This window comes from Nostoc sp. (assembly GCF_036917435.1).
In the GTDB taxonomy this organism is placed as follows: domain Bacteria; phylum Cyanobacteriota; class Cyanobacteriia; order Cyanobacteriales; family Nostocaceae; genus Nostoc.
In genome coordinates this window covers 50,214-62,597 of the sequence record NZ_JBALDM010000029.1, presented here as the reverse complement: position 1 = coordinate 62,597, position 12,384 = coordinate 50,214, and the positions used below count along the sequence as shown (strand labels likewise).

Here is a 12,384-nt window from a genome sequence, read left to right as displayed (position 1 = left end):
AAAAACTTCTGAAAGATCGCGCCAAGCTACTTATCACTGCGAGTTTTGTGATATTCCCGAATTATATGGCAACAGTCCCCGGATGAAAACACCAGAGCAAGTAGTTGCAGAGTTAGATGCAATGCGACAATCTGGCAATTTAGGGGCAGTGTATTTTGTCGATGATAACTTTGTTGGCGATCGCCGCGCTGCCATGAGGTTACTTCCTCATCTAATTGACTGGCAAAAAATCACTGGCTACCTGACAATAATTTGTACACGGGTAGGGGCACAACATGTTGTGCCCCTAGGATGATCTGTACCTCACTGTAATTAGTACAGGACTTACGCAAGAACTCTTTGAAACTCTTATTACTTTGTGTCCTTTGCGTCCTTTGCGGTTCGTTTTATCATAATTTTGCGTAAGTTCTATAGTATTACGACAATCATCAAGTAAAATCTGGAAATTGTATTTAATTTACTAATCGTGAATTATTTTTCTGATAAAGTTTACTAAAGTCAAGTTTAACTTCTTCTTTGTTTTATTACTAACACATCGTAATCATACCTAAAACTTTTGATTAATCCTCAGCGAGGAGAAGAGAGAAAAAACCCTGTATCCTTCAAATACAACGTGTAATTTAAGATAATTTTATCTTCGCTAGTTGGTGTTATTGCCGCAGTATTTTCTAAATGTTTTCCATGAGAACTGAGGCAGAGAGAATATATGTTTTTAGACATTTTAGCTAGCTTGCAACGGTTGTTTGTGGGTTACATTCCAGCCGCCGTGTTAGGTAGTTTTATCGGATACTTAATAGGTATGAATAGCATGGTATATCAGCTATTTAGGCTGATATTTCAGATACCACATAGCATCCCCCCTATAGCTTTACTACCTATTGCATTAATAGTGTTTCAAGAGAGCGAATCGGCTGCTACTACAGTAGTTTTTCTAGGAACTCTCTGGACGATGATTATTAATACGGCAATCGGGATGCAACATTTTCGCAGACAGAATAATAACTTTCGAGTAGCTATCTTCCATATATTTCATGCCTTGAAAGTTAGTATTTGGGTAGCCTGGTTTATAGTTATTGCTATAGAAATGTTAACAGGGCCAAAAGGACTTGGATTTACCCTTTGGGAAGCTTATAAAGCTGGTAATACCGATTACATAATTCAGGTGATCCTTTATATTGGTATTATTGGCTTTTTGCTGGATCAGTTACTAGATTTTGCAGCTTATATTCTCTCGCAAATGGTTTCAGATGGGAAGAAATCTTCCTAAATTTTATCAAACAGAATTCAGGAGTCAGGAGTCAGAATTCAGAATGAATTCTGTACGAGTGGCGGATTAATAAACGGGTTTAAGACCCCCACCAAATTTTAAATTTGGTGGTCAACACGACTGATTGATTCTGACTCCTGTTAGCGATAGCGGGGCGTTTAGCCCATTCTGACTTCTGAATTCTTCTTCAACTGGGCTTGCGGATTGTACCCTGCCAGCTAATAGTTTGCTTGGCAGAACGTATTCCCAAAGAACGAGTTGCTATGACTTCAATATCAACATTGACACCAGGGCGTAAAGCTGAATCAGGAATTTTTAGTTTCCCTAAAGCTAGAGTAAAACGGTTGTAGTCACGAGTCACAAGTTCGCCCTGAATATCTCCTTCATATTCAGTTTTGTAGCTAGAAGAACCATACAAGTTATCCTTGGCGCTAAATTTGACGCGAAACTGAGTATTAATCGCATCAGATTTTGCTGCCAAATCAACTATTTTTAAGTTAAGGTTTTGTCCAGATTCGGCGAAATCTGCTACAGCTAACCGGGTAACATCTTTTTTGGGAATGGCATGGTTAACAGTAAATGTTGTTAAGTTAGCCTCACTTTTGATGCTACCATCAACCCATAATTCCTCGGCAAAAGTAACTTCTACTTGTTTTTTGTCAGTTAAATTTAGTGTGACAGCTTGATTGCCAAAGCTGGTGATGGGTTGTCTTTCTTGCCAAACTATTTGAAAAGCCTCTTCTAAACGTTGTTCAAACTCTCGATAATCATCTGCGATCGCAGTTCCAGGCGCAAGTAGAGAAGTTGCCCCAATACGTTGATTCCACTTGTTCTTCGACAGGTTTATTGGTTTGTTTGCCAATTCCAAAATTGCTAGCTGCACCGTTGGATTATCAGCAGCTAAAGCTTCCTTACTATTGACAATACTTAAAGTTCCTAAGCGTCCTTGGCTACCATCCCTACCATCGCTACCGTCGCTACCATCTCGCCCATCGCTACATCGATAAGTCTTATCAGTACACTTATAATCAGGGCTACTGGGAGTACCTTTGCAAGTTTTTACTTCCCAACTTCGCCTGCGACAGTGACAACCTTTCGTTCCGTTCCCACCTCTACCGCCGCGTCCACCTTTCCCGCCAATTGCGCGAACAGAAACGTTTCGTAAGTCTGCCAAATTGCTGTAATACACTGTCAGGGAACCACCATTTCCCCCATCTCCTCCCTTACCACCGTTACCGCCATTGCCACCATTTGGTGCATTTATATTATGGCTGACGCGTTGCCCGTCATAGGCATCGCGTTGATAACCACAATCAGGGCGATCGCTATGTTCCCCATCTTCCCCGTCTTCACCATCTTTACCCGACAAGTCAAGATTAACGGTTGAACCATTAACAAAAATATTTTGGTTGTCACCACTACTACCATCTCTACCCGATCGCCCATTGGTTCCTGTGCGTCCATCTCTGTCATCATTTCTGGCTACTTTATAGTATTCGTCAGAGGCAAAAGCTGGACATAACACTGAACCAGAAGCAGGCAAAAAGCTTGTAAATAAGCAGAATGTCAGTAGTAGTGGGAGCTTACTTCTAAAACCATTATGCATTTAGGTATAACTAAAACCTTAATTTAATTATCTATTCCTGACGCTAAATTTCAACAATTTGCTCCGCAGTTTGCTATTTAAGTGAGGTACAAAAGGCAGGACTGATGCAATACTAATTGGCAAGTAGTGTAATTGCGATCGCTTTCCCAAAAACCCCACCCCGCAAGCGGGGCTACGGTATACACACAAGTCATCAAATCACCCAAAACAAAAGCCTCACGATCTCCTTAGTAAGGAGAGGGACAGGTTTTACGTAGTAAAACCAGGGTGAGGTTTCTTAGGGGCTACCGCAAATCGCTTCACCAAAGACTTGTCTATACACCGTAGGCGTGTGGGGTGCAATGAATGTGGGAATCCAATTATGCGGACATAATACAGCAGATTGCAACAGGCGTGAGGTACAGATCATCGTAGGGGCACAACATGTTGTGCCCTTACCCGTGTACTTCATTTACCCGCAATACGCTGTATTAAGCATTTTTCTCTTCTCTCTGAGTCTTCTGTGCCTCTGTGGTTTAATAAACGGCTTTAACTTTAACCGAACCGTATTGACTTTTAGCTGACTACAAAATTTACCAACTTTCCAGGCACAACAATTACCTTTTTAATCTCTTTGCCTTCGATGTAACGCTGGGCAATTTCTGATTCACGGGCGTATTTTTCCAACGCTGCTTTATCTGCTTGCGCCGGTACTTGAATCGCGCCGCGAGTTTTGCCCATAACTTGAATCACCAAAGTAATTTCATCAGCTACCAAAGCCACAGGGTCAAACAATGGCCAAGTTTGAGTGTGAACTGAATCACTTTCACCCAACAAATGCCACAATTCATCAGCAATGTGTGGTGCAAAGGGTGCGAGTAACATCACCAAAGTCCGAATACCTTCTGCGTAAATTGGTGAATTTTTGTCGGCATCAGTTAAAGCATTACTTAACTTCATCAATTCAGAAATAGCTGTGTTGAATTGATATTCGTCTTCCAAATCTTCTGTCACCGCTTGAATCGCCGTATGAATCGCCCGCCGCAATTCCTTTTCTACCTTAGTTAAATCAGATTGGGCTTTCTTACGAGATACCCCAGCAGCAATATAATCCGTCACCAAACGCCAAACCCGATTTAAAAAGCGGAATTGTCCTTCCACATCGGCTTCATCCCATTCCAAATCTTTTTCTGGCGGCGCTTTGAACAAGATGAACATCCGCGCTGTATCTACACCGTATTTTGAAATTACATCTTCTGGTGCAACACCATTACCCTTTGATTTAGACATGGTGGCGTAGAGACGTTGCAAAGGTTCACCCGTTTGAGGGTCGCGGGGGTCAGATGAATTTACCAGATTAGAAGGAATCCATTTATCTTTACCGCCCTTATTGGGGTTTAGGTAAGTTAAACCCTGTACCATCCCTTGAGTTAATAGACGTTGGAAGGGTTCATCAAAGTTCAGTAATCCTCTATCGCGCAGAACCTTAGTAACAAACCGCGAATACAACAAATGTAAAATCGCGTGTTCAATACCACCTACATACTGATTCACTGGCATCCAGTCATTAACTTTACTGGAATCAAAAACCTGTTGTTCATTTTTAGCATCAGGGAAGCGCAAGAAATACCACGAGGAATCAATAAAAGTGTCCATCGTATCAGTTTCTCGTTTCGCCGGAGTGCCGCAAGTTGGACAAGGCACATTTACCCAGCTTTCCAACTGAGTTAAAGGTGAACCACCACGTCCAGTAAATTCCACCTCTTCTGGCAACTGGACTGGCAAATCTTTGTCAGGTACTGGCACTATTCCACAGTTGGGGCAGTGAATTACAGGTATCGGTGCGCCCCAATAACGCTGCCGTGAAATTAACCAATCCCGCAAGCGATATTGCACCCGCACTTTACCAAAACCTTGTTTTTCGGCGTATTCAATTATTGCTTGTTTAGCATCTGCGGAAGCCATGCCAGTAAAAGCCCCAGAATTAATTAAAATTCCTGGTTCAGTGTATGCCTGCTTATAATCAACTTGGATGAATTGTGTGACTCCATCAATTTCTGATGCTGGAGTTAAGTCAAAACCTGCGACATCATCTGAGGAAGCGATGACAAAATTAATTGGTAAATCGTAATTTTTAGCAAACTTAAAATCTCGGACATCGTGTGCGGGTACACCCATCACTGCCCCAGTACCATATTCATACAGTACATAGTCAGCAATCAAAATCGGCACTTCTTCCCCTGTAAACGGGTTAATTGCCACCCCACCTGTAGGGATACCCCGCTTAGGTTTGTCTTCTGAAGTACGTTCCAACTCAGTTTGATTAGAAACCTCTTTAATAAAGACTTCTACTGCCGCAAGTTGTTCTTTTGTAGTGACGTGCTTTGTTAAGGGATGTTCTGGTGCTAATACTAAGTAGCTGACACCATAAACTGTATCTGGGCGCGTGGTATACACAGCGATTTTTTCATCTAACCCAATGATGGGAAATTCTAAATAAGCACCTGTAGATTTACCAATCCAGTTTGCCTGCATCAACTTGACTCGTTCTGGCCAACCTGTCAACTTATCCAAGTCATTGAGCAATTCTTCGGCGTAGTCGGTAATCTTAAAAAACCACTGCCGCAACAATTTGCGCTCAACTATTGCGCCACTACGCCAAGAACGTCCTTCATTATCAACTTGCTCATTTGCCAATACAGTTTGGTCAATAGGATCCCAGTTTACAGCTGCTTCTTTTTGGTAAGCTAACCCTGCCTGCAAAAACTGCAAGAAAATCCATTGTGTCCACTTGTAATAATCTGGTGAACAGGTAGCAAGTTCACATTCCCAATCAATAGATAAACCAAGACGCTGCAACTGCTGGCGCATCTGGGCAATATTCTGATAAGTCCACTTTGCTGGCGGCACACCACGGTCAATGGCGGCATTTTCTGCTGGTAAGCCAAAGGCATCCCACCCCATTGGGTATATTACCCGATACCCTTGCATTCGCTTCAGACGGGCAATCACGTCACCAATTGTATAATTACGGACGTGACCCATGTGTAGGCTGCCCGATGGATAAGGGAACATGGATAAAGCATAAAATTTTGGCTTGTTGCTAGCTGAAGGTGTCTTATCTAAGCCAAGTTCTACCCATGTTGTTTGCCATTTTTCCTCAATCGCTGCGGGGTTATATCGGGAATCCACCAAAAACTCTCCTAATGGGTCTGTCTAGGTTAACCTGCTATGTCAACCTATTAGAGTGAACTACTCAGACTTGCCCAAGGCTGAAGTCTGAGCTTCCCAATTCATCGGGGATAGCCTCAAAAACTCCGTAGTTTTTTTGGTCTGACATTCCCTCCAAGGGCAGGAGTCCTGGTTCCCAAGACCCAAATCTTTCTCTTGCAACATATACCTATTAGCTTGGTTTTCGCTTGCGGCATTGATGGCCAAGACATTGGTTATCTTACCAGAAAATTTTGGGAATTCGTCATACATCTAGAATTTCTTTTTACCGAGTAAAAAATCAATTCCAGATGCAATCCTCATTCCCCGCTCACAATCCCCATCTTAGGAGTAACTTGAAGATGGGGACTTACGCGATACGTTAACCTATATTGTAGGTCAACTAATCACAGATTTATATAATGAAGCATCAGCGAAATTATGCCTGAACTGCTAGTGTTTCAGGTATGGCAAGAATCATTTCGATAAACGCGTTAGATGCTTGAATCAAATATAAAATTTTCTGATTTGGTGCAGGTTTTTGTCTATGGCACGCTAAAACCAGGTGAAGTTAAGTATTAGGACGATCGCTTAAACTAAGCAGGGCTGAGTTTAAGCGATCGTCCGCGCCAACAGTACTGGACAAGTGGCATTGACTCTAACATAGTCAGATAACGAAGATCCGATGAGTCGATCTATATCAACAAAACTCTTAGCGATAGATGGACGACGATCTGGAGAACCGAGTAATAATAAGTCTATATTTAACTCTTCTGCGAACCGACAAATTTCTTCACCAGGTTTGCCACTGCTGATATAACAACGAGATTTTATGCCTTGTTTTTGAGCTTCTGCAACTGCGGCTGCTAAAACTGGATTTTTATCTGAGTTAACCTCGCTTATTTCCGATTTTTTACCGCCTAAATCTGTACTAACATTTGCCAAAATCAACTGGCCTCCCTGAATATCTCGCAGTAAAAATAGTGCCAATTTCAAGCAGTTTTTTGCAGAATCAGAGTTGTCTATTGCCACCATAATGCGCTTAATTCTTTTAACATAAATGTCATCTTTCACCAGCAACATGGGGCGAGAAGATAGCTGGAAAACATACTGACTGACTGAGTTTGATAAAATAGATTGCAGTCGCTTCAGTCCGCGTGAACCCATAACAATCAAGTCAGCATCGATTTCATCAGCTACTTGGCAAACTACATCTTTGGGGTCGCCTTCGCGCAAAATTGAAGAAACCTGACTAGGATCTAAGTTCAAAGTTTGAATGGCATTAGCCAGAATTTTACCACCATTTTCCCATTTAGTTGTCATGGTAGCAGCAGTATTTTGTGCCTGAACAACATGCAAAATTGTAACTTTTGCAGATTCAATTGAAGGGATTTCTCTCAGGGTTTTGAGCATTTCTTCTGCGTGTCCCAATCCTGATACAGTCAGCAAAATTTTGTTTATCATCTTACGTAATTGTTTTTAAGTTTACTTTTGTTTTCACTGTTAGTATTTGGCTTAGGTCGGATTTTCACCGCCTTACTCGATAACCTAGTAATAAAAAGTTTGTAGTAAGCATTTTAATGCTTAGAAAATCAGGATTGAAGTCCTTACCCAACGGGAAAGTTAGTCGCTTATGGAGGAAACCCCCAAGACTGCGCTAACTCACTACGAACTTTCTTGCCCATCAATTTAAACTTAACAGGCTACTGGTTAGGAAGTTCGCACAAATAAACTTTGTTTCTTAGCATTTAATACTTAAACAAATAGCAAAGTAAAAAAATCTCAACAAAAATTTAAGTTTATTTACACCTAGTTACTTAACTTCTTAACTAGACTCCAATTATTAAGCATACTCTCAATTTAGTCTGATTAACTTAATAAAATATGATGTTAGTTATCATTGTTAATCTATGTTTACTTTTTTTAATTATAAGTTAGTTAACTATTGCAAAGAAATTCCCAAATAACTCTTTAGAATAATTGATTGGCTGTAACCTTGAACAAGCGATCGCTTGCCGGTTGAATATTATAAAGTAATATTTTATACTAATAAAGACCTCTCCCTGGTTTTTCTACGTAAAGCCGTCCCTCTCCGAGTCGGAGAGGGAGAGACTTGAAATTTAGTTGAAGTCAGGGAGAGGTTGATAGAACTGACGTTAACTTAGTTGCGCTCCTGGTTGTCCGTTTTGGACTGTAAACGAAGCTAGGGTTTTGACAGAGGCATTTAAGTCAACGATGCTTGATACAGCGCGGTAGTCAGTCTGCCAGCGTTGTGGAGTAAGGTTGCAACGGACGTATCCTCGGTAAGCACCATCAAAGAACTTAGTATGGGGATTGTTGGGTAGAGCAGCTTGAACTGGAGCAATAAATGATGTGGGAAAGTCAGAGGTAATTGAGGTTCCGACGAACTCAGTGCCTACCGTTGTTGAGTTGGGGTTATTAAAATCAAGCTTCAAATCGTGTACCCAACTAGAATGGATATCTCCGCTAATCACCACAGGATTAGAAGGTTTACGTTGGTTGAGAAAACTCAAGAGCCGATTCCGTGCAGCCACGTAGCCATCCCACTGATCCATATTGAACACCCCGCCGGAGCCTGGAGTACTATTAAAATTGTACTGGCCGAACATCACCTGTTGAGCAATCACATTCCAGCGCGATCGCGACCGGTCTAAACCTTTTCGTAGCCACTGCTCTTGTTCTGAGCCGGTCATGGTAGCATTTATATCAAAAACTTCTGGGCAGAGAGGCTTAAGCCCATCATTACAAGGTTGATTAGTACGGTACTGCCTTGTGTCTAGCACATTGAACTCAGCTAAATTACCAAAGGTGAACCGCCGATAAAGCAGCATATCTGGGCCTTTCGGCAGCGAAGATTCACGTAGAGGCATGTGTTCGTAGTAAGCCTGGTACGCATTAGCTCGGCGTTTCCTAAAAGCCTCTTCGGTTTGGTTATCTTCGGGGGTTAAATTGGCATAGTTATTGTCAACTTCATGATCATCCCAAGTGACAATCCAGGGAAAAGCAGCATGAGCAGCTTGGAGACTCTGGTCTGTTCTGTACAGAGCGTAGCGATCGCGGTAATCTGCAAGAGTGATGATTTCTGGACTGTTATGCTGGCGTGGCCCACCAGATTGTGGCCCGTATTCATAGATGTAATCGCCTAGATGAACCACAACATCGAGGTTTTCATCAGCCAAATGCCGATAAGCCGTATAGTAGCCATTTTGCCAGTCTTGACAGGAGACAAAAGCAAAGTTTAGTTGTTGGGTATAGCTATAAAATGCTGGTGCTGTGCGAGTCCGCCCAATGGGGCTAGCTTCCCTACCCGTTTGAAATTGATACCAGTACCAACGGTTAGGATCTAGCCCACGTACATCAACGTGGACTGAGTGTGCTAACTCTGGCGTTGCTAGCACTGTTCCTTGACGTACAACCTGTCTCATGTTTTCATCAAGGGCAACTTGCCACCGCACTGGCACATTTACCAATGGCATTCCACCTCCAGAAAGTGGATTTGGAGCCAGTCGTGTCCAAATAACAACACCATCCGGCAAAGGATCGCCAGAGGCAACACCAAGACTGAACGGATAATCAGAAAACCTTGAGTTAGCTAATACTGGATGCCATTGGCTAGCGATTGTTAACCCCGTTAAGAATCCTCCTGCACCCAACAAAAAACTCCGCCGTCTGTACCGATTTGCTAGGAGGCCCTTGCCATCTATAAGTTCCATATTCATCTCTACCCAGATGTAAATATTAGGAACCTAGCAATCTATGATCAAGCAGAAATTAAGATTTTATTAAGTTTAACATTGGGAATTGGGCATTGGGCATTGGGAATTGGGCACTGGGAATTGGGCATTGGGAATTGGGCATTGGGAATTGGGCATTGGGCATTGGGAATTGGGCATTGGGTATTAGTTATTTATTCTTTCTCCCCCTGCTCCCTCATCTCCCTCATCTCCCCATGCCCCATGCCCCATGCCCCATGCCCCATGCCCCATGCCCCATTCAATTTAAAACCTGCCATTTCCCTGAACAATGTGCTTAACGGTGGTCAAAGTTTCTAGGCTGATAAATCCTCGGCGATGACCTTTTTGGTTAGACATGCCAAGAAATACTGAATCTCCCCGTGAGGGGTTGCGGGAAAAACGCGGGGAAGTGTTGATGTAGGTAGAGGCGCTGTTAACTCCTAAAGCAAACTGGCGGCTTTCTTGGTAAGATTCAGTAACGATGGAGTCGGCATGACCACTGCTGTGTTCATTAATCCACGCGATCGCACCCTCTAAGCTATCCACTAGTTTAAAAGCCACTGTCTTAGTTAAATAAGGGTTTCCCCATTCGCGCTCTTTCACTAGATGCAACTGGGGAAAGGCTTTTACTAGTTCTGCATCCCCTTTAATTTCAAAGCCTTTTTCCATCAAGCTGTTCCACAGAACTGCTAAGGATGATGGCAAGGCTTGACGATGAATGAGTACCTTTTCAATGGCGTTGACTTGATCAGGTTCGCTTTGATGGCTATCAAGAATTATCCAGCGCACCATTTCTAAGCTGGAATTTAGCGACCAGTAGAGGTAACAGTTACCCATCGCTGACTTTAAAACTGGGCAAGTTGACTGACGTACTACCTGCTGTACCAAGCTAGAACGTCCGTAGGGAATAACTAGATTCACGTACTGGTCTTGGGTAACTAAATCCCGAATTGAAGCACCATGTTCGGCTGCAATCAGTTCTACACAGCCTGGAGGTAGTCCAACTTCTGCGATCGCATTTTGCAATGCCTCAGCGATGACGGCGTTGGAATGGCTAGCTTCAGTACTGCCTTTGAGAATTATACTATTGCCAGTTTTGATGCAAAAACCTGCTGCGATCGCTCCTAAATCCGGGAACGCTTCATAAATAAATGCAATCACTCCCAAGGGCATTAACTGGGTGTAACTCTGGGAATCTCCTAGTTGATAATCAGCAGTTCTAACGCGCCGCAACGGATCTGATAATTCCCCTAACCGTTGTAAAACCTCTACTGTCATCTCTAGCCTTGTGGGAGTCAGCTTCAGCCAGTCCAATATCAACTCTGGCACTGCCATTTCTCGACTGGCTTCTAAATCCAACGTGTTGGCTTCTAGAATGTCGTCAAATGAGCGCTCAAGGGCTTGTGCCATCGCCAATACTGCACGACTCCGGTCTGCTCCCTTGGTGATCCCCAGCTTTAGGGAAGCTTGATAGGCTCGTTGGGCGCTAGTAATCGGTTCGGGGTGGTCATCTAAAACTTCAACAGTCATTGAGTTAACGTCTGTAGGTAAGCCAGACCATTAATGCTGGCAGAATAGCCAATAGTACCGCCACCATTGCCCAAGCAATAATGCTGGAACCATTTGCTAATCGCAGTGCTAATGGCAGCCATATAATCACTAGCACGAAAATAATGCCAAGTGCTATAGGCAGATAGCTTTCTCCCAAGCGGGGATGGACAACATGCCAACTATTTCCCATCCAACGCCAAGCCCGTTTGTAGGGATAGGTGGTGGAAAGCTGTTCTAGGACATGACCATTATCTTCTACTACAAAGATTTGCTGACAGCGATCGCAACCAAATGCTTCTGTCAACGTAATCGGAACTAACTGACCCCGGCGGCGACAGGGACAGGGGTATTCAGCATTAAAATCTATTTTTTCAGGTTTTTGAGATTGCACAAGCGTTCTAGTAACTTGAGCGTGTTTTACACGAACTACGACAATATAATCTTTTGGTAAATGCAATAGAAGCTTCTGCTACTAGATATTGCTCTCTTTGTATACATGGACTAACGACGCAAATATCGCTATGATTGCAAACAGTAGATGCAGCTGACTCTAAGTATCCTAATTTTAATATTAGTGCGGAGTTTCCTATTTGTAGTCTTTCCCCGGATCTGACTATCTTATTTAAACTTTCCTTCTACAGAAAATTTACACACTAATTAACGTTTTAGTGGGAGCATGGGAGCAGTTATCCCTTAACGTCAAAACACGATTTAGCTATCCGTGCATAAGTTTCGATATTATAAAAATCCGAAGCGATTCACAAGAATATAGCGCGAATCGCCAAAGACTTCAATGCACCCTAAAAATACTAAACCCCTTGAGGATTTTAACTTCAAGAGGTTTTAGTTGGAAGCGGGTGACGCGATTCGAACGCGCGACATTCACCTTGGCAAGGTGACGCTCTACCACTGAGCCACACCCGCAATCAATTGCCATATACAAATATCTCAGATTTATCCCTTATTGTCAACCCCTTTATTTAGTTTTGAGTGCCGAGTTTTTTAACTCATAACTC

General features: G+C 42.7%; 9 protein-coding genes and 1 tRNA gene. 3 read left to right on the top strand and 7 right to left on the bottom strand.

From position 1 onward, the window contains the following. Positions 1-82: 82 nt before the first annotated feature. Both V7K98_RS11965 and V7K98_RS11960 read left to right on the top strand, forming a co-directional pair. Entirely contained in the window at positions 83-295 is a 213-nt protein-coding gene (locus V7K98_RS11965) for a hypothetical protein (RefSeq protein WP_442940414.1), read from the top strand. Positions 296-706: 411 nt separating this feature from the next. Continuing rightward, positions 707-1,267 (top strand): nitrate transporter, encoded by a 561-nt coding sequence (locus V7K98_RS11960; protein ID WP_334855930.1) that lies wholly within the window; start codon positions 707-709, stop codon positions 1,265-1,267. Between the two features lie 187 nt (positions 1,268-1,454). Here V7K98_RS11960 and V7K98_RS11955 read toward each other — a convergent pair whose 3' ends face one another. The 4 genes from V7K98_RS11955 to V7K98_RS11940 all read right to left on the bottom strand — a co-directional run bounded on the left by V7K98_RS11955 (position 1,455) and on the right by V7K98_RS11940 (position 9,796). Then, a complete protein-coding gene (locus V7K98_RS11955) occupies positions 1,455-2,873 on the bottom strand; it encodes a collagen-like protein (protein WP_335021950.1) in 1,419 nt (472 codons plus the stop codon). A 555-nt stretch (positions 2,874-3,428) separates the two neighbouring features. Further along, the gene (gene leuS, locus V7K98_RS11950) at positions 3,429-6,044 is read right to left on the bottom strand and encodes a leucine--tRNA ligase (protein ID WP_335021948.1); all 2,616 of its coding nucleotides are present in this window, start codon (positions 6,042-6,044) and stop codon (positions 3,429-3,431) included. A 630-nt stretch (positions 6,045-6,674) separates the two neighbouring features. Next, positions 6,675-7,526, bottom strand: coding sequence for a universal stress protein (locus V7K98_RS11945; RefSeq protein ID WP_335021946.1), 852 nt, complete (start codon positions 7,524-7,526; stop codon positions 6,675-6,677). Positions 7,527-8,218: 692 nt separating this feature from the next. After that, positions 8,219-9,796: an alkaline phosphatase D family protein gene (locus V7K98_RS11940; RefSeq protein ID WP_335021944.1), complete on the bottom strand. Its 1,578-nt coding sequence runs from the start codon at positions 9,794-9,796 to the stop codon at positions 8,219-8,221. A 158-nt stretch (positions 9,797-9,954) separates the two neighbouring features. Here V7K98_RS11940 and V7K98_RS11935 point away from each other — a divergent pair, with 158 nt between their 5' ends. Next, the gene (locus V7K98_RS11935) at positions 9,955-10,116 is read left to right on the top strand and encodes a hypothetical protein (RefSeq protein ID WP_335021942.1); all 162 of its coding nucleotides are present in this window, start codon (positions 9,955-9,957) and stop codon (positions 10,114-10,116) included. Here the strand turns inward: V7K98_RS11935 and V7K98_RS11930 are convergent. The 3 genes from V7K98_RS11930 to V7K98_RS11920 form a co-directional block, all read right to left on the bottom strand. Further along, positions 10,082-11,347 (bottom strand): glutamate-5-semialdehyde dehydrogenase, encoded by a 1,266-nt coding sequence (locus tag V7K98_RS11930; RefSeq protein ID WP_335021941.1) that lies wholly within the window; start codon positions 11,345-11,347, stop codon positions 10,082-10,084. The genes V7K98_RS11935 and V7K98_RS11930 overlap by 35 nt on opposite strands. Before the next feature lie 4 nt (positions 11,348-11,351). Next, positions 11,352-11,759: a hypothetical protein gene (locus V7K98_RS11925; protein ID WP_335022005.1), complete on the bottom strand. Its 408-nt coding sequence runs from the start codon at positions 11,757-11,759 to the stop codon at positions 11,352-11,354. A 461-nt stretch (positions 11,760-12,220) separates the two neighbouring features. Further along, positions 12,221-12,292, bottom strand: a tRNA-Gly gene (locus tag V7K98_RS11920). Between the last annotated feature and the right edge of the window lie 92 nt (positions 12,293-12,384).

Bases quoted from the DNA above. Each gene is read 5' to 3' on its own strand.
- V7K98_RS11940 (WP_335021944.1), bottom strand. From the start codon at position 9,796: ATGGAACTTATAGATGGCAAGGGCCTCCTAGCAAATCGGTACAGACGG.
- V7K98_RS11960 (WP_334855930.1), top strand. From the start codon at position 707: ATGTTTTTAGACATTTTAGCTAGCTTGCAACGGTTGTTTGTGGGTTAC.
- V7K98_RS11955 (WP_335021950.1), bottom strand. From the start codon at position 2,873: ATGCATAATGGTTTTAGAAGTAAGCTCCCACTACTACTGACATTCTGC.
- V7K98_RS11965 (WP_442940414.1), top strand. From the start codon at position 83: ATGAAAACACCAGAGCAAGTAGTTGCAGAGTTAGATGCAATGCGACAA.
- V7K98_RS11945 (WP_335021946.1), bottom strand. From the start codon at position 7,526: ATGATAAACAAAATTTTGCTGACTGTATCAGGATTGGGACACGCAGAA.
- V7K98_RS11930 (WP_335021941.1), bottom strand. From the start codon at position 11,347: ATGACTGTTGAAGTTTTAGATGACCACCCCGAACCGATTACTAGCGCC.